A 17181-nucleotide genomic window follows, 5' to 3' on the forward strand; every position below is an offset into this window, starting at 1 on the left:
GGCGGCAACCTTTCCGTAACCCTGCGGCAACTGGAGTGCGGCGGTACCCCCCATCCCGCAGGAGTAGTCCATGACACCACCAGCAGGACACCAGCGCAGCCCCCGGCGCAGACCCACCACCCGCACCCGCGTTTCCGTCAGCGCGCTCCTGGCCGCAGTGCTCGCGGCGGGCGGTCTGGTCTCGCTGTCCTCGACGGAGGCCGGCGCCGCCGGGCCCGCCCGCCAGGTCGAGGCACTCGACCGGGGAGTGGTCAGCGTTCACAACGGCAGTGGCAATCTGGTCAGCTGGCGCTGGCTGGGCACTGACCCGGACAACGTCTCGTTCAACGTCTACCGCGCCGGTACGAAGGTCAACTCCACGCCGGTGACAGGCTCGACGAACTACTTCCACTCCGGAGCCCCCAACTCCGCGGACTACACGGTGCGCGCGGTCGTGAACGGCGTGGAGCAGGGTGACTCCGTACACGCCGTGCAGTTCCGCGCCGGCTACAAGGACGTGCCGATCTCCCCGCCGCCCGGAGGCCGGACGCCGGACGGGGTGGCGTACACCTACGAGGCCAACGACACGAGCGTCGGCGACCTCGACGGGGACGGCGCGCTCGACTTCGTGCTCACGTGGCAGCCGACCAACGCCAAGGACAACTCGCAGTCCGGCTACACCGGCAACACCATCATCGACGGCGTCAAGCTGGACGGCACCCGGCTGTGGCGGATCGACCTCGGCCGCAACATCCGCTCGGGCGCGCACTACACACAGTTCCAGGTGTACGACTACGACGGTGACGGCAAGGCCGAAGTGGCCATGAAGACCGCCGACGGGACCGTCGACGGCCGCGGAACGACGATCGGCTCCGCGAGCGCCGATCATCGCAACAGCGGCGGCTACATCCTCTCCGGGCCCGAGTACCTGACCATGTTCAACGGGCAGACCGGCGCGGCGATGGGCACCGTCGGCTACGTCCCGGCCCGTGGGACGGTCTCGTCCTGGGGCGACTCGTACGGGAACCGGGTGGACCGCTTCCTCGCGGGGACGGCGTACCTGGACGCCACCCGGCCCTCGCTGATCATGGCGCGCGGGTACTACACGCGGTCCGTGATCGCCGCCTGGGACTGGCGGGGCGGGCAGTTCACGCGGCGCTGGACCTTCGACTCCAGCGCGTCGACCAACGCGGGCAAGGGCTACGACGGGCAGGGCAACCACAGCCTGTCCATCGCGGACGTGGACGCCGACGGCAAGGACGAGGTCGTCTACGGGGCGATGACCGTCGACGACAACGGGTCCGGGCTGTGGACGACGAAGTTCGGCCACGGCGACGCCGGGCATGTCGGAGACCTGAACCCGTCCCGCGCCGGGCTGGAGTACTTCAAGGTGTCCGAGGACAGCTCCAAGCCCAGCTCCTGGATGGCCGACGCCCGTACCGGACAGGTCCTGTGGCAGACCGCGACGGGCGGCGACAACGGCCGTGGTGTCTCCGCCGACATCTACGCGGGGTCGGCCGGCGCCGAGTCGTGGTCGGCGTCGGACACCACACTGCGGTCCGCCACCGGCGGCTCGCTCGACCGCGAGCCGTCCAGCATCAACTTCGTGAGCTGGTGGGACGGCGACACCACTCGCGAGCTCCTCGACGGCACCCGTATCGACAAGTACGGCACGGGCGGCGAGACGCGGCTGCTGACGGGCTCTTCGGTCTCGTCCAACAACGGCAGCAAGGCCACCCCCGCACTCTCCGGCGACATCATCGGCGACTGGCGCGAGGAGGTGGTCTGGCGTACGTCGGACAACACGGCGCTGCGGATCTACTCCACCCCGCATCAGACCAGCACGCGGATCACCACGCTGCTGCACGACCCGATGTACCGCACCGGCCTGGCCTGGCAGAACACGGCGTACAACCAGCCCCCGCACACCAGCTTCTTCATCGGCGGCGGCATGCCCACAGCGCCGCGGCCGTCCGTGTACACCCCGTGATGTTCCATCAGGTTCCATTCCGAGAGGAAACACCCCCCATGCGTACCCAGCACAAGAAGAGGTCCATAGGACGTGTGAGCGCCGTGGCGCTGACCGTCGGCGTCCTGGGCATCACCACCCTGGCGCCCACCGCCTCCGCCGCGACCTGGCCGACACCCAACGGCAGCCAGGCGGTGCCCAAGACCATCCCCGTCTCCGGCGTCACGGACGGCGGCCTCAAGAAGTACTACGGCTCCGGTGAGCTGGCCGGCGACGGCCAGGAGGAGGGCCAGGACCCGATCTTCGAGCTCGCCGACGGCGCGACGCTGAAGAACGTCATCATCGGCGCGCCCGGCGCGGACGGCATCCACTGCAAGGGCAGCTGCACGCTGCAGAACGTCTGGTGGGAGGACGTCGGCGAGGACGCCGCCACCTTCAGGGGCGGGAACTCCGCCGTCTACACGGTGACCGGCGGCGGTGCGAAGAAGGCCGCGGACAAGGTCTTCCAGCACAACGGCGGCGGCAAGCTGAACGTCTCGAACTTCGCGGTCCAGGACTTCAAGACGCTCTACCGCTCCTGCGGCAACTGCTCGACCCAGTACAAGCGCACCTCGGCCTTCACCAACATCGAGGTGACCTACCCGGGCTCGCGGCTCGTCGGCATCAACACCAACTACGGCGACAGCACCACACTGCGCAACATCACGATCATCGGCGACAGCGGCAGGAAGATCGTGCCGTGCCAGAAGTACATCGGGAACAACACGGGCGCCGAGCCGACCACGAACGGATCGGGTCCGGACAGCACCCACTGCAAGTACGCGTCCTCGGACATCATCTACAAGTGACGGACGAGAACTGAGGAGGCGGCGGAACCGGCCGGCAGCCGGTTCCGCCGCCTCCACGCCTTTACGGCATCCGGTCCCCCACGAGCGCCAGGTTCTCGATCGCGGCGAGTCCGTACAGGGCGGTGTCGTTGGTGTAGACCCAGTTCGCCTCACTGCCGGGCACCAGCGTGACGGGCCCGCTCACCTTCTCCGTCCTCCACGGCGACGACTCCTTGTAGCCGTCGCTGTTGTAGAACTTCTCCCACGCCCGCTCGGCCAGCTCCGCATCGCCCGTCTGGACAGCCGCGTACGCGTCGAGGCGCGAATGTCCCTGGAAGAGGATCAGCGAGCCGAAGTTGGTGCCGTAGCGGGCTGCCTGTTCGGCCTTGGTGGCGTTGAAGTAACGGCAGTAGTCCAGATACGCCGCCTTGAACTGCGGCATGTCGATCAGATCGATCAGCTCGGCGCACAGTTCGTTCAGCCCGAAGACCGCCGACAGATGCGACACGCCGACCTTGGCCTCCTTCTCGACGGCGAACCGGCCCGTGTCCAGGTCGTACAGGCCGCTTCCCTGTACGAAGCCGTTGGGCTGGGCGGCGATCGTCTCCATGGTGGACAGCACCCGCGCCTTGGCCTTCGCCGCCTTGGGGCCGCCGCGCTCCCACTCGGTCAGCCAGGCCGACACCAGGCCGCTCCAGTCGGTGCCGAAGCCGATGGACAGGGCGTGCCGGTCGGGCGTGTACGGCTCGGTGCGGATCTTGCGGATCGGGTCGAGGGCGAGGAACGTCTCGTCGGAGTCGACGTTGGCGTGCATGAGATCGCCGGTGCGTTCGTCGGCGGTGAGGAAGTAGTAGAAGCGCCGGTAGGTGGTGTTGGCGATCCGCTGCTGCTTGGCGCTGTCGGCGTAGTGCTGGATCCCGTGCCGGGTCCCGAGGCCCGCCCAGGTGCCGAGGTGGTAGACGTCGACCTCGCCGGTGTGGCGGGTCATGGCCTCGGCGAAGCGGAAGATGTCGGCGCGGCCGGAGCGCAGGTAGGCGTACCAGAGCCAGAGGTCGGGCGAGAGCTCGGAGTTGTCCCAGGCGTAGCCGCCGACGTCGTAGCGCCACTGGTGGCGGGCCGGGTCGTAGCTGTGCATGATGTCGCCGTAGTCCCAGAAGCCGTACCAGCGCCGCATCTCCACCTGGTCCTGGTAGTAGGTGAAGAGGAAGTCCAGGTGGTCCTCGATCTTCGCCTTGGCGGGCACGGAGCGGTCGGGCTCGGAGAAAAGGCCGCCGAAGACCTTGGCCTTGATCAGCTGCTTGGGCGGGGCGGCGAGCTGGGGCGGGGTGCGGACGGCCGTCACTTCCTCCGCCAGGGTCCCGGCGTCCGGTGTGGAGTCGTGGGCCCAGAAGAGGAGTTCGCTCGTACGGGCGATTCCGTACGGGGTGCCGAAGCCGGGCTCGTAGTCCTCGTAGGTGATGTTGAGGCCTTCGAGCTGTTCGGCGTACGTGTCCTGCCCCAGGCCGTCGTGGTAGAAGCGCAGGTCCATGGGCGGGGCCTCCGGCGACCAGAGCCAGAGCGTGACCTCGGCCTCGTCGGTGTGCGCGCCGCGGACGTCGAGTCCGGCGGGGTGCTTCTCCCAGAAGTCGCGCAGCCCGAAGGAGAGTCCGCCGCTCGCCCCGCCGACGTATCCGAAGCCTGATGCCCGGCGCCCGCCGCCGGCCGGGATCCAGCCGTGGCCCTTCTTGGTGCGCTTGCGCAGGGTGAAGCCGTCGGCGGAGAGCTGGCTGAGGGTGTAGTCGCCCCAGGTGGGGATCAGATGCAGACGACTCGTGACGCGCTGGTCCCAGGTGGCCGGGTCGGGCAGCTTCCTGCCCTCGAACTGCGCGGCCTGCACGGCGGCCCCCGGATCGCGGCGCAGTCCCGTGACGCCCTTGACGGCTTCGCGCAGCAGGCCCGTGCCGTCGCCGCCGATGCGGATGTGCCGGTCGTACGCCTCGTCGCGCATCGGCACGGTGAAGCGGACCCCGAGACCGCGGATGAAGTCGCCACTGGCCCTGCCGGGCTCCTGGGTGCCGTCGTACGTGATGGTGTGCACCATGCGGAACGACTCGGCGCCCGCGTAGAAGTAGAGCCGGACGGAGAAGGGGAGCCAGGCGCGGTTGCCGCGGCGGTGTCTGCCGTCGATGCGGACGACGGCGCGGACCGGCCCGTCCTGTTCCACCTCTGCCTCGGCTATCGCGCTCTCGAAGCGTTCGTACTTCGCGTTTCCCTGGTCGCCGTCCTCGATCTCGCCCTGGCGCAGGAGGACGAGCCGGCCGTTCTTCGCGATCTCGGTGGCGCCCCGGGTGACGGACTTGACGAGAGCGGAACCGCTCTTGCCGATCTTCGCCGTGATCACACCCGTGGAGACGTCGATGGTCCCGCCGCCGCTGGACACGGTGACTTCACGGGCGGGCGCGGCCGGGGCCCCGGCGCTGAGGGTGAAGGAGGCGGCGGTCGTCTCGGAGCCGATGGCGTGCGCGGTCCACTTCAGCGAGCCGTCGGGCCAGTGGGCGAGGGGCCAGGACTGGACGGGTACGGCCTTGCCGTCGGCGGTGGTCAGAGCGAAGGTCTGGTCCTTGTCGTACGCGCCCTTCGGCCAGGGCACGCCGAGAGTGGAACCGGGCGCGGCTCCGAGACCCGCTTCCTCCAGCCAGCTCAGGGTCACCGGGTCCGCGGCTGCGTCAGCGGGATCGGCTCTCGGCGCGGCGTGGGCGTTCGTCGCGCCGAGAGCCCAGCTGAACTGGGCGGCGGCGCCGGCCGCCGCTGCCGCCTTGAGGAGGGACCTGCGGGGGATCGGAGACATCGTTGTGCCCTTCCGGTTGCGTAAGGCGATGTGTGTGTACGAGAAAGAGAAGAGGGCGGGGCTCAGCGGGAGGCGTACCGCTGCTCCACGGCGACCGCCGCTGCCGTGACCGCGCCAATCACGGGAACCGCCAGCGGCGCCGCGAACCAGGCGGAGGCGGCGACGACCGCGAAGCCGCAGACGATCAGCAGCGATCCGGCGGGGTCAAGGACCGTACGCCGTCCTGCCGCCCCCAGCAGGACGCGCCAGGACGCGCCGGGCTCCCAGCCGGCGGCCGCCCGCAGCCCCGCGACCGCGCAGCCGATGAACGCGAGGATGCCCACCGCGGCGACGAGGCCGCCGCCGGGCAGGCCGGCCCGTACAGCCGCGAGGTCCAGCCACAGCAGCCAGGCGGCCGCCCATCCGGCCAGGCCGACGGCCCAGCCCCGGCGGCCGGCAGCGCGGAAGTCGGCGGCGAACTCCCGCCACCCGGCCGTCTCCTGGCCGGACAGGTGGCGCCGCAGGTGCCGGGAGCCGGCGGCGAGCGCCGCGGGCCCGGTCACCAGCGGAAGCGAGCAGAGCGCGATCCACACGCCGGTGAGCAGGCACTCGGCGAAGACCCCGAAACGCTCGTGGAAGCGGGTCGCCATCGCTCAGCCCTTCAGCCCGGACGTGGCCATGCCGTCGATGAGGTAGCGCTGGAAGGCGAGGAAAAACGCCAGGACGGGGAGCAGCGCCACCAGCGACATGGCGATCATGCCGCCGTAGTCGGCGACGGCGTCCTGGTCGACGAACATCTTCAGCCCCAGCGAAACGGTGTATTTCTCCGGCTCGTTGAGGTAGAGCAACGGGCCCATGAAGTCGTTCCAGGCGTTGATGAAGGTGAAGATCGCGCTGGTGATCAGGGCCGGCCGGCACAGCGGCAGCACGATCGACCAGTAGATCCGGAAGTGTCCGCAGCCGTCCAGCCGCGCCGCCTCGTCCAGTACCTTCGGCAGGTTCCGCATGAACTGAACCATCAGGAAGACGAAGAAGGCGTCGACGGCGAGGTACTTGCCGAGCAGCAGCGGAACCATCGTGTTGATGAGTTCCAGCTTCTGGAACAGCACGTACTGCGGAATCATGAGTACGTGGTACGGCAGCAGCAGCGTGCCGATCATCAGGGCGAAGAGAAGGTTCCGCCCCGCGAATCTGATCCTGGAGAAGGCGTAGGCCGCCAGCGAGCAGGAGATCAGCACTCCGCCGACCGAACCCACAGCGAGCACCGTGGAGTTGATGAAGAAGGTGGAGACGGGGATGCCCGCGATGCCTTCGGTGAGCCGCGTGTAGTTGGCCACGATCGGGTCGGTCGGCAGTAGCTGGAGACTGCCGATGATCTCGTTGCCGGGCTTGAACGAGCCGCCGAGCACCCAGATCACCGGGTAGAGCACGACGGCGAGCACCGCCAGCGCCCCCAGATGCCAGCCGAGCGATCCGGCTCGTCCGCGCGGGCTTTGCGCAGTGGGGGTGGAGCCTGGGTCGAGAGTCAGAGTCACCGGGCGTTCTCCTCGTAGTGCACCCAGCGCTTCTGCGACCAGAACAGCACCGCCGTCACCAGGCCGACCGCTATCAGCAGCATCCAGGCCATGGCGGAGGCGAAGCCCATCCGGCTGTTCTCGAAGCCCTGCTGGTAGAGGTAACAGGTGTAGACGAGCGTGGCGTCGGCGGGTCCGCAGGGGTTGCCCTGGCCGCCGAGGATGTACGCCGAGCCGAAGATCTGGAAGGAGTGGATGGTTTCCAGCAGGACGTTGAAGAAGAGCACCGGCGAGATCATCGGCAGTGTGATGTTCCAGAAGCGGCGCCAGGGCCCGGCACCGTCCATCTCGGCGGCTTCGTACAGCTCGCGCGGTACCTGCTTCAGCCCGGCCAGGAAGATGACCACGGGTGCGCCGAACTGCCAGACGGTGAGCGCGACCAGGGCGTACAGGATCATGTCGGGGTCGCCGACCCAGCCGCCGGCGTTCATGCCGAAGAGCTGCTGCGTACGGTCGACCACGGCGTCGTCGGTGAAGATCGCCCGCCACACGACGGCGATGGAGACGCTGGCGCCGATCAGCGACGGGGCGTAGAACGCCGCCCGGTAGAAGGCCTGGCCCCGGCGGCTCTGGGCGAGCAGCAGGGCGACGCCGAGTGCGGCGACGAGTTTCAGCGGCGTGCCGATGACGACGTATTTGAGCGTGACTTCGACCGACTTCTGCCAGCGGGGGTCGGCGAACATGTCGCTGAAGTTCTTGAGGCCGACCCACTGGGGTGTGTCGAAGAGGTTGTAGTCGGTGAAGGCGAAGTAGAGCGATGCCGCCATGGGACCTGCCGTGAGCAGCAGGAAGCCGGCGATCCAGGGCGACATGAAGAGGTAGCCCGCCAGGTTCTCCCGGCGGCCGGTGCGCCGCTGTTCGGCGGCGGGCGGTGCGCGGCGCCCGCGACCGGGCGGGGGTGGCTCGGCGCGGGCGGCCGGCGGGGGCGGGGGGTGAACGGTGTGCGTCACTGCCGGTCCCCTCAGGCGTTCGAGGTGAAGGCCGTCTTCGCCTCCGAGAAGAGCTTGTCGACCGCCTCGCCCGGTGACGCCTTGTCCAGGCTCATTTCGGTGGCGAGGCGCAGGAAGGCCGCCTCGACGACATCGGCACCGGCGGGGTGCGGGGTGATGGGCTCAAGGACGCCCGACTCGGCGATCTTCGTCTCGTACGCCGAGATCTGCTTGCTCACCTTGTCGGTGGGCTCGAAGGCTTCGAACTGCTCGGTGGTGGAGAGGACGCCGCGGTCGTAGCCCATGATCCGGCCGACCTCCGGGTCGTGGACCATGAAGTTGATGAAGGTGGCGACCTCCTTGGGGTGCTTGGTCCTGGCGGTGCCGCTGAGCATCAGCGAGCCGAGGTACTGGCCGGTCTTCTTGCCGTCGGTCGTCGGTATGGGCGCGATGCCGTACGAGCTCTTGCCTTCGGCGGCGTAGCGGACGGTGAAGTTGTCCCAGGTGAACTCGCCTGCCGAAAGGGCTCCGGCGGTCGCGGCCTTGGGCTTGATCTGCTCGGCCTTCTTGGGGTCGGTGTAGATGCCGGACCGGATCCGCTTCATCGCCTCGGTCCACTCGGCCTCGAGGTCGCTCTCCTGGAAGCCGAGGCCGTTCTCGGTGAAGAACGCCTTGCCCTGCTGCCGCAGCTTCAGGTCGTAGTAGTACATGATCGAGTGCGGGCCCGAGTCGCCGGCGACGCCGGTCCTGCTCTTGATCTTCCGCAGACCGGCGTACCAGTCGTCCCAGGTCCAGCCGAACGCCGGTGTGACACCGGCCTTCTCGTAGACCTTCTCGTCGATGATGTAACCCATCGAGTTCGAGCCGACCGGCAGGCCGAGCAGCTTGCCGTCGATCTCGGCGAACTTCTCCAGGCCGGCGCGGAAGTTGTCGGTGCTGAGGTTGCCCGCCTGCACCTGGGGCTTCAGGTCGAGCAGCACATTGCGAGCTTCGTACTTGCGCAGGAAGGTCACCGCGTTCTGGATGACGTCCGGCGGGTTGCCGCCCGCCGCCTGGGTGTTGAACTTCTTCCAGAAGTCGACGTAGGGCTGGAAGTCCGTCTTGACCTTGATCTTCGGGTGCTTCTTCTCGAAGAGCGCGACGGCCTGGTTCATCCTGTTGGCGCGGTCATCGGCGCCCCACCAGGCATACCTGATGGTGACGGGCCCACCGCCGGCCGAACCGCTTCCGCCCCCGCAGCCTGCCGCTGTCAGCCCGACGGTCGCCAGTGAGGCTCCGGCCGCCTTGAGGAACGTACGCCTCTCAACATGCCTGGACGTGCGCATGGTTCACCTCTTCGCTCTGACGATTGAATCGTTTTAGGAAAGCGCTTGCTGGGGCAATGTACGAGTGCCCACAGGGCCCGTCAACGGTTTGGGCAGCTGGAGCAGCGGAAGCGATTCGGCGCGGCGGCGGCCCGCGTGGTCAGCGGATCAGGCCCTGAGCACGCAGTTCACCGTCCACGAGCGCGGCGTACTCGGTGGCACCGCGCACGGACGTATGGGTGTTGTCGCGCTTCTCGTCGTACAGATACAGGGCTTTGGAGGACTGGGGTCCGAGTTCCTCGACGCGCCGCTTGGTGAGGGCCGTCAGGTCGATCAGCGGTACGTCCGCATCGGCCGCGAGGGCGCGGATCTCGGCGGGCAGGTCGACGCCGAGGCCGTTGACGAGGAGCGCGGTGCCGTTGTTCAGGGTGTCGTCGGCGTTGAACCAGCGGCGCACGACCGGGGTGACGAGAACGGGCCGGCCACCCTTGGCCCGTACCGCGTCGACCATGCGGGCGAGGTTGGCACGGTAGGTGGCGGCGGGGGTCTGCTTGTCGTTGTGGGCGAGCTGGACCAGGACGAGGTCGCCTTGGCGCACGCGCGCCAGGGCGGCCGGGAAAAGCGCGGGGTTGTCGAGCACGGACTGCGTACTCTCCCCGGAGTCCGCGTAGTTGGCGACGGCGAGGCCACGCCCGAGGTACTGGGGCAGGTGCTGCCCCCAGCCCGCGTACGGCGCGCCCGGCTGGTCGCAGACCGTCGAGTCGCCGACCAGGACGATCTTGCGGGCGCCCGGCGCGGGGGTGACGCGCAGCCCGGCGAGCTTCGGCGACGTACCACCGACGACGAGATCGAGACCGGAGCTGCCGGCCGGTCCCGTGGGCTCGCCCTCGGGTTCACGTACGTCGACGGTGAAGGTACGGCGTATCCGCTGCCCGGGGGCGGTGGGCGTCTCGGGGAGCAGGGCGCGGCGCGTCTCGGCCGTGACGGAGGTACTGCCCGCCTCCGCGCCGCCGAGCGTGACGGTGACGTGGTACGTGCCGGGGGCGACGTCGACATGACAGGCGGCGGGGGTGCACAGCTCCCCGCCGGGGACGGGTGCGGCGGCGTGGGCGGGTACGGCGGCGAGCGCCGCGACGGTGGCCAGGGCGAGCACGCCCGCGGTGCCCGTTCGGCGCATCAGGAACGCCCCCCGCCGAGGAGCCGGACCGGGCCGTCCGGAACGGGCACGCCGAAGTCCGGGGTGCCGTCGGCCTTCCAGCGCAGGCGCTGGATGCGGGTGTGGCGGTTGGGGTCGTGCAGCGGGTCGCCGGTGATCTCCTTGTACTGGCGGGCGTGGTAGACGATGACGTCTGTGCGCCCGTCCTCGGCGACGGTGAAGGAGTTGTGGCCGGGGCCGTACTGGGCGGTGGTGTCGTTGCTGGTGAAGACCGGCACCGGGGACTTCTTCCAGGTTCCGGGGGCGAGCAGGTCGGCGTTCTCGTCGGCGGTGAGCAGGCCGAGGCAGTAGTTGGCGTCGGTCGCGCTCGCGGAGTACGTCATGAAGAGGCGGCCGTTGCGCCGGATGACCGAAGGCCCCTCGTTGACCTTGAACCCGATGCGCTCCCAGGCGTACTCCGGTGTGGTGAGGCGGACTTGGGGGCCGTTGAGGGTCCAGGGGTTCGCCATCCGGGACAGGAAGACGCCGGTGTTGTTGTCCATTCCGGGTTCGTGCTGCGCCCAGGCGAGATAGCGGTGGGACTGGTGGGTGAAGGTCGTGGCGTCGAGGGAGAAGGTGTCCCAGGCGGTGGTGAGACGGCCCTTCTCGGTCCAGGTGCCGCGGAAGGGGTCGGGGTTTTTGTTCTCCAGCACCCAGATGCGTATTTTCCAGACGTCGTCGGCGGGCGCGGAGGCGAAGTAGATGTACCAGGCGCCGTCGATGTGGTGGATCTCGGGCGCCCAGATGTGTGCGGCCATGTCACCGGATGTGTGCCTGCGCCAGATGACGGCCTCTTGGGCCGTCGCCAGGCCGGCGAGGGTACGGGAACGGCGCAGGATGATCCGGTCGTACTCGGGTGCGGTGGCGGTGAAGTAGTACTGCCGGTCGGTGTGGCGGTGGATGTGGGGGTCGGCACGCTGCCGGACGAGGGGGTTGGCGGGGGCGGCGGTTCCGGCGGCGTGGGCGGGGGTGGTCGTGGCGGCGGCGGCCGCGCCCAGGGCGAGAGCGCCTCTCAGCATGGTCCTGCGGGTAGGTGTGTGACGGTCACTCACTGTGGCCTCCTAGCGGGGTGGTTCGATACTTCGAACGTCGTACGAGACTCTGTGCAGCCGAGACGGTAATGGCGGTCCGGCGCGGGCACCAGTCCCTGGGGCGGGTGGGGCTGGAGAATCTGGCGTCCGATATCCCGAACACCGCTCTTCATTCCGAACGGGTTTCGTCCGGGGCCTTGCCGGGGCGTTGGGGGCGGGGTTAGCGTCCGGCACAGTCCGGGGGCGGCGGCGTCTCCCTGCGGGGTATTTCCCCTACCCGCCCCTTCCCGAACTGGGGCTCCGCCCCAGACCCCGGTCGTCAAGCGCCGGACGGGCTGGGGTGGACCGGGGGTTGCTGGGGCTCCGCCCCAGGCCCCGGTCCTCAAACGCCGGACGGGCTGTGGGGGTGGGTTACGGGTGCCAGATCCGGCACCTGGCGCCGAGGCGCGGTCCGGCAACCAGGGCGCGGCCCTCCGGCGGCGGGCTGCCTCGGGCCGGTTTCCCGCCGGCTCCTCGATGAACGCTGCCCGGCTGCCCGGCCCGTCCGGCGTTTGAGGACACGCCCGGAGGGCGTCCGGGGTCTGGGGCCTGCCCCAGGTCGGGAAGAGGCGGGGAGGGGAAAAGCCCCGCAGGGGACCGCCCGCCGCAGACGCAGCCACCACCGCAGCCGCAGCTACCGCCACCGCCACCCGACGACGCCCCCACGCCCGCCCGCCCCCACCCAACCGTCACCCACCCGAGAGGACTCCCCTTGCTACGCCCCCGAATCCGCCCCCTGTTGCCCCTGCTGGCCCTGATCCTCGGCCTGGCCGCCGCACCCGCCGGCTCCGCTCACGCCGCCGGGCCGCCCGCCGATGACGACACCACGGCCACCGTCACCGCCGCCCGCGACCTCACCGTCCACAACCTCGACGACGTACGCGGAAACCTCACCCTCCCCACCACCGGCACCCACCGCACCGCCGTCCGCTGGGCATCCGCCGATCCCGCCGTCGTCGACGCGACCGGTCTCGTGCACCGGCCGAAGCACGGCAAGGGAACCCGTTACGTGCGGCTGACCGCGACCGTCACCCGTGGCGAGGCCCATACCCGCCGCGCGTTCACGGCGACCGTTCCTGAGCTGCCGAAGAAGCGGAAGTACACCGGTTACGCCTTCAGTTACTTCACCGGCGAGGGAACCGCCGACGGCGAGCAGGTCCGCATGGCCCTCAGCCGCGGCAACGACCCGCTCCACTGGCAGGACCTGAACGGCGGCAAGCCGGTGCTCACCTCCACCCTCGGCACCAAGGGGCTGCGCGACCCCTTCATCATCCGCTCCCCCGAGGGCGACAAGTTCTACCAACTGGCCACCGACCTGCGGATGTACGGCGGCAGCGGCGGCAGCTGGGACCAGGTGCAGCGCACCGGAAGCAAGTCCGTGATGGTGTGGGAGTCCACCGACCTCGTCCACTGGACCAAGCAGCGCCTGGTGAAGGTCGCGCCCGACACGGCGGGCAACACATGGGCCCCGGAGGCGTACTACGACGACAAGCTGGGCGCGTACGTCGTCTTCTGGGCGTCCAAGGTCTACGCCGCCGACGACCCCGCGCACACCGGCACCACGTACAACAAGATGCTGTACGCCACCACGCGCGACTTCCACACCTTCAGCGAGCCCCAGGTCTGGAACGACCCCGGCTACTCGGTCATCGACTCGACCGTGATCCGGCACGACGGCGGTTACTACCGCTTCACGAAGGACGAGCGGAACAACTCCTCGACGACACCGTGCTCCAAGTTCATCACCGCCGAGAAGTCGGACGACCTGCGCTCCACGGAGTACGACTTCGTCGCCGACTGCATCGGCAAGGGTTCGATCGCACGCGGGGAGGGGCCGACCGTCTTCAAGTCCAACACCGAGGAGAAGTGGTACCTGTTCATCGACGAGTTCGGCGGCCGGGGCTACATCCCCTTCGAGACCACCGACCTCGACTCGGGCCGGTGGACGATGTCGGAGAACTTCGCGCTCCCGGCGAGCCCCAGGCACGGCACCGCGCTGCCGGTGACCAGGGCCGAGTACGACCGGCTGCTGGGCGCCTACACGCCCTGACGCCAACTCGGCTCGCCTGAGCGGAAGTTCTTCTGCTCGAAGCATTGACGAAACATCGGAGCGGACCTAGCTTTCATCGCGTCGTACTTCGTACGTCATATATGAGACGCGATACGCGAGATATGTGAGTCCCCATGGTTTTCGCTCCGAGTCCGATCCCCTCCCGCACGCAGTACGTGCTGGAGGGGATCAAACACGCCATCCTCACCGGCGGTCTCAGCCCCGGCCAGGCCCTGGTCGAGACCGAACTGGCCGCCCAGTTCGGCGTGTCCAAGACTCCGGTGCGCGAGGCGCTCAAGACTCTGGCGGGGACCGGGCTCGTCGTGATGAACCAGTACAAGGGCGTCACGGTGCGGACGGTCGACGCCACCATGGCCCGTGAGGTGTACGACGTACGGCTGCTGCTCGAACCCGAGGCGCTGCGCCGCACCATCACTTCCCGGGCGTCCCTGGAAGCCGCCCGCGAGGCCCTCGCGCGGGCCGAGGAAGCGACCGACCAGGCCGAACGCTCCCTGGCGAACCGGGAGTTCCACCGCGCGCTGTACCTGCCCTGCGGCAATCCGCTGCTCGCCAGAATGCTGGACGAGGTGCGGGACCAGGCGGCCCTGGTCTCCACCGTGGCCTGGGCCGCCGTGCCGTCCTGGCAGCGCGAGGCCGGTGAGCACCTGGAGATTCTGCGGCTCGCGCTCGACGGCGACGCGGAGGGCGCCGCCCGCGCCCTGCACGCCCACATCGCCGACTTCGTACAGCGCGCCTTCCCGGAGGGGGAACCCGCATGACCAGCACCGACTTCTCCGGCCTGCGGAGCGCGCTCGCCGATGTCGTGGCCATCCCGGTGACGCCGTTCGCCGCCGACGGCTCCATCGACATCACCGCCCACCGCCGCCTGCTCCGCAGGCTGCTGGACGGCGGCGTACGGACACTGACGCCGAACGGAAACACCGGGGAGTTCTACGCCCTCACCCCTGATGAGCGCAACGCGGTCACCGAGCTGACCATCGACGAGGCGGCAGGCCGCGCCACCGTCGTCGTCGGCGTCGGGCACGACGTGCCGACCGCCGTCGCCGCCGCCGAGCACGCCCGTGACGCCGGCGCCCACATGCTGATGGTGCATCAGCCGGTCCATCCGTACGTCTCGCAGGACGGCTGGGCCGACTACCACCGCGCCATCGCCGAGGCCGTCCCCGGCCTCGGGATCGTCCCGTACGTCCGCAACCCGCTGCTGAGCGGGGAGAGCCTGGCGGCGCTGGGCGAGGCCTGCCCCAACGTCGTCGGGGTGAAGTACGCCGTGCCGGACGCGGCGCGTTTCGCCGCTTTCGCACGGGACGCGGGTCTGGACCGGTTCGTCTGGGTCGCCGGGCTCGCGGAGCTGTACGCCCCCGCGTACTTCGCGGGCGGGGCGACCGGCTTCACCTCGGGTCTGGTCAACGTCGCACCGTCCGTGTCCCTGGGGATGCTCGACGCGCTGCGCGCCGGGGACTATCCCGCCGCGATGAAGACCTGGGAGCAGATCCGCACCTTCGAGGAGCTGCGGGCGGCACGCCAGTCCGCCGGCAACGTCACGGTCGTGAAGGAGGCCCTTGCCTCCCTCGGCCTGTGCCGGCGGGACGTACGCGCACCGAGCCGGGTCCTGCCCGAGGACCGGCGCGGCGGGATCGCGGAGCTGATAGCCGGGTGGTCCGCGTGAGTGACCCCAGGAGTGACGGCGTGAGGGATCCGGAAAGTCTGCGCAGCCATCAGTGGTACGGGACCGAGGGCCTGCGGTCGTTCAGTCACCGCGCCAGGACCCGCCAGCTCGGCTACCTCCCCGAGGAGCACCTGGGCAAGCCGGTCATCGCGGTCCTCAACACGTGGTCGGACATCAACCCCTGCCACGTTCACCTCAGGGACCGCGCGCAGGCGGTGAAGCGCGGGGTGTGGCAGGCCGGGGGTTTCCCGCTCGAATTCCCGGTCTCCACCCTCTCCGAGACCTTTCAGAAGCCGACCCCCATGCTCTACCGGAACATGCTGGCCATGGAGACGGAGGAGCTGCTGCGCTCCTACCCCGTCGACGGCGCGGTGCTGCTCGGCGGCTGCGACAAGTCGACGCCCGCGCTGCTGATGGGCGCCGCGTCCGTCGATCTGCCCGCCGTGTTCGTGCCGGCCGGGCCGATGCTGCCGGGACACTGGCGCAATGAGGTGCTCGGCTCCGGTACGGACATGTGGAAGTACTGGGACGACCGGCGGGCGGGGCTGATCGGCGACGCCGAGCTCGCCGAGCTGGAGAACGGACTCGCCCGCTCCCCCGGCACCTGCATGACCATGGGGACGGCTTCGACCCTGACCGCCGCGGCCGAGGCGCTCGGTGTCACGATGCCGGGCGCCTCTTCCGTCCCGGCCGTGGATTCCGGGCACGACCGGATGGCCGCAGCCTCGGGCCGGCAGATCGTCGGACTTGTACACCGCGATCTGAGGCTTTCGCGGATCCTGACGCGGGCCGCGTACGAGGACGCGGTCGCCACCGTGCTGGCGCTGGGCGGCTCGACGAACGCCGTGATTCATCTGATCGCGATGGCCGGGCGCTCCCAGGTGCGGCTCACGCTCGACGACTTCGACCGGATCGCCCGTACGGTGCCGGTCCTGGCCAACCTGCGACCGGGCGGCCAGTACCTGATGGAGGACTTCCACTTCGCGGGCGGGCTTCCGGCGTTCCTGGCGCAGTTGTCCGACGTACTGCATCTGGACCGGCCCACCGTGGCGCACGACTCGCTGCGCGAGCAGCTCGCCGGTGCCCAGGTGCACAACCGCGAAGTGATCAGGCCGCGTTCCAACCCGCTCGCGGACGAGGGCGGGGTCGCGGTCCTGCGGGGCAACCTCTGCCCGGACGGTGCGGTCATCAAGCACATCGCCGCCGAGCCGCACCTGCTCCGGCACGCCGGTCCCGCGGTCGTCTTCGACGACTACCGGACCATGCAGCGCACCATCAACGACCCCTCCCTCGGCATCACCGCCGACACGGTGCTCGTCCTGCGCAACGCGGGTCCCAAGGGCGGCCCCGGTATGCCCGAGTACGGGATGCTGCCGATCCCCGACCACCTGCTCAAGGAGGGGGTCCGCGACATGGTGCGGATCTCCGACGCCCGGATGAGCGGCACGAGTTACGGCACCTGTGTGCTGCATGTCGCGCCGGAGTCGTACGTCGGCGGGCCGCTCGCCCTCGTACGGACGGGAGACACGATCACCCTCGATGTCGCCGCCCGGTCGCTGCGCCTGGAGGTGAGCGACGAGGAGCTGGAGCGCCGCCGGAGCGAGTGGTCACCGCCGCCCGCGAAGTACCAGCGGGGCTACGGCGCGCTGTACAGCGAGCAGATCACGCAGGCGGACACCGGGTGCGACTTCGCGTTCCTGTCGCGGCCGGGCGAAGTGCCCGACCCCTACGCGGGCTGACCCGCCACCGCCATCTCTTTTTGTCCGACATCTCGAACGCCATTCGCGAAGC

The 17181-nt window shown here is 69.5% G+C and carries 12 protein-coding genes and 1 pseudogene; 6 read left to right on the forward strand and 7 right to left on the reverse strand.

What is annotated here, in order from left to right; genetic code table 11:
* The first annotated feature begins 70 nt into the window (after positions 1–70).
* Positions 71–1969 carry a rhamnogalacturonan lyase gene (locus J7E91_RS14020; protein WP_214903080.1) on the forward strand — a complete coding sequence of 633 codons (1899 nt, stop codon included), beginning with the start codon at positions 71–73 and terminating at the stop codon, positions 1967–1969.
* Positions 1970–2007: 38 nt separating this feature from the next.
* Positions 2008–2796, forward strand: coding sequence for a pectate lyase (locus J7E91_RS14025; protein ID WP_214903083.1), 789 nt, complete (start codon positions 2008–2010; stop codon positions 2794–2796).
* Between the two features lie 61 nt (positions 2797–2857).
* On the opposite strand, the gene J7E91_RS14030 is transcribed toward J7E91_RS14025, so the two are convergent.
* The 7 genes from J7E91_RS14030 to J7E91_RS14060 form a co-directional block, all read right to left on the reverse strand.
* Positions 2858–5602, reverse strand: coding sequence for a Tat pathway signal sequence domain protein (locus J7E91_RS14030; protein WP_214903085.1), 2745 nt, complete (start codon positions 5600–5602; stop codon positions 2858–2860).
* 62 nt (positions 5603–5664) lie between these two features.
* On the reverse strand, positions 5665–6231 hold the full coding sequence (locus J7E91_RS14035; protein WP_214903101.1) for a hypothetical protein: 567 nt from the start codon (positions 6229–6231) through the stop codon (positions 5665–5667).
* 3 nt (positions 6232–6234) lie between these two features.
* Entirely contained in the window at positions 6235–7116 is an 882-nt protein-coding gene (locus J7E91_RS14040; protein ID WP_308376506.1) for a carbohydrate ABC transporter permease, read from the reverse strand.
* Positions 7113–8105, reverse strand: a complete 993-nt coding sequence (locus J7E91_RS14045; RefSeq protein WP_308376507.1) for a sugar ABC transporter permease — start codon at positions 8103–8105, stop codon at positions 7113–7115. Before J7E91_RS14045 ends, J7E91_RS14040 begins: the two co-directional genes overlap by 4 nt.
* An 11-nt stretch (positions 8106–8116) precedes the next feature.
* Positions 8117–9409, reverse strand: coding sequence for an ABC transporter substrate-binding protein (locus J7E91_RS14050; RefSeq protein ID WP_214903105.1), 1293 nt, complete (start codon positions 9407–9409; stop codon positions 8117–8119).
* Positions 9410–9548: 139 nt separating this feature from the next.
* On the reverse strand, positions 9549–10565 hold the full coding sequence (locus J7E91_RS14055) for a rhamnogalacturonan acetylesterase (protein ID WP_214903108.1): 1017 nt from the start codon (positions 10563–10565) through the stop codon (positions 9549–9551).
* Positions 10565–11602 carry a family 43 glycosylhydrolase gene (locus J7E91_RS14060; protein WP_214903470.1) on the reverse strand — a complete coding sequence of 346 codons (1038 nt, stop codon included), beginning with the start codon at positions 11600–11602 and terminating at the stop codon, positions 10565–10567. The genes J7E91_RS14055 and J7E91_RS14060 overlap by 1 nt, the downstream gene beginning before the upstream one ends.
* An 859-nt stretch (positions 11603–12461) precedes the next feature.
* On the opposite strand from J7E91_RS14060, the pseudogene J7E91_RS14065 reads away from it, so the two are divergent.
* The 4 genes and pseudogenes from J7E91_RS14065 to araD all read left to right on the forward strand — a co-directional run.
* Positions 12462–13700, forward strand: a pseudogene (locus J7E91_RS14065) (immunoglobulin-like domain-containing protein); the annotation flags it as partial.
* A gap of 137 nt (positions 13701–13837) precedes the next feature.
* Entirely contained in the window at positions 13838–14482 is a 645-nt protein-coding gene (locus tag J7E91_RS14070; protein ID WP_214903111.1) for a GntR family transcriptional regulator, read from the forward strand.
* The gene (locus J7E91_RS14075) at positions 14479–15390 is read left to right on the forward strand and encodes a dihydrodipicolinate synthase family protein (RefSeq protein ID WP_214903114.1); all 912 of its coding nucleotides are present in this window, start codon (positions 14479–14481) and stop codon (positions 15388–15390) included. Before J7E91_RS14070 ends, J7E91_RS14075 begins: the two co-directional genes overlap by 4 nt.
* A gap of 20 nt (positions 15391–15410) precedes the next feature.
* The gene (gene araD / locus J7E91_RS14080; RefSeq protein WP_214903117.1) at positions 15411–17129 is read left to right on the forward strand and encodes an L-arabinonate dehydratase; all 1719 of its coding nucleotides are present in this window, start codon (positions 15411–15413) and stop codon (positions 17127–17129) included.
* Positions 17130–17181 lie beyond the last annotated feature (52 nt).

Source organism: Streptomyces sp. ISL-99, from assembly GCF_018614005.1.
GTDB lineage: Bacteria > Actinomycetota > Actinomycetes > Streptomycetales > Streptomycetaceae > Streptomyces > Streptomyces flavidovirens.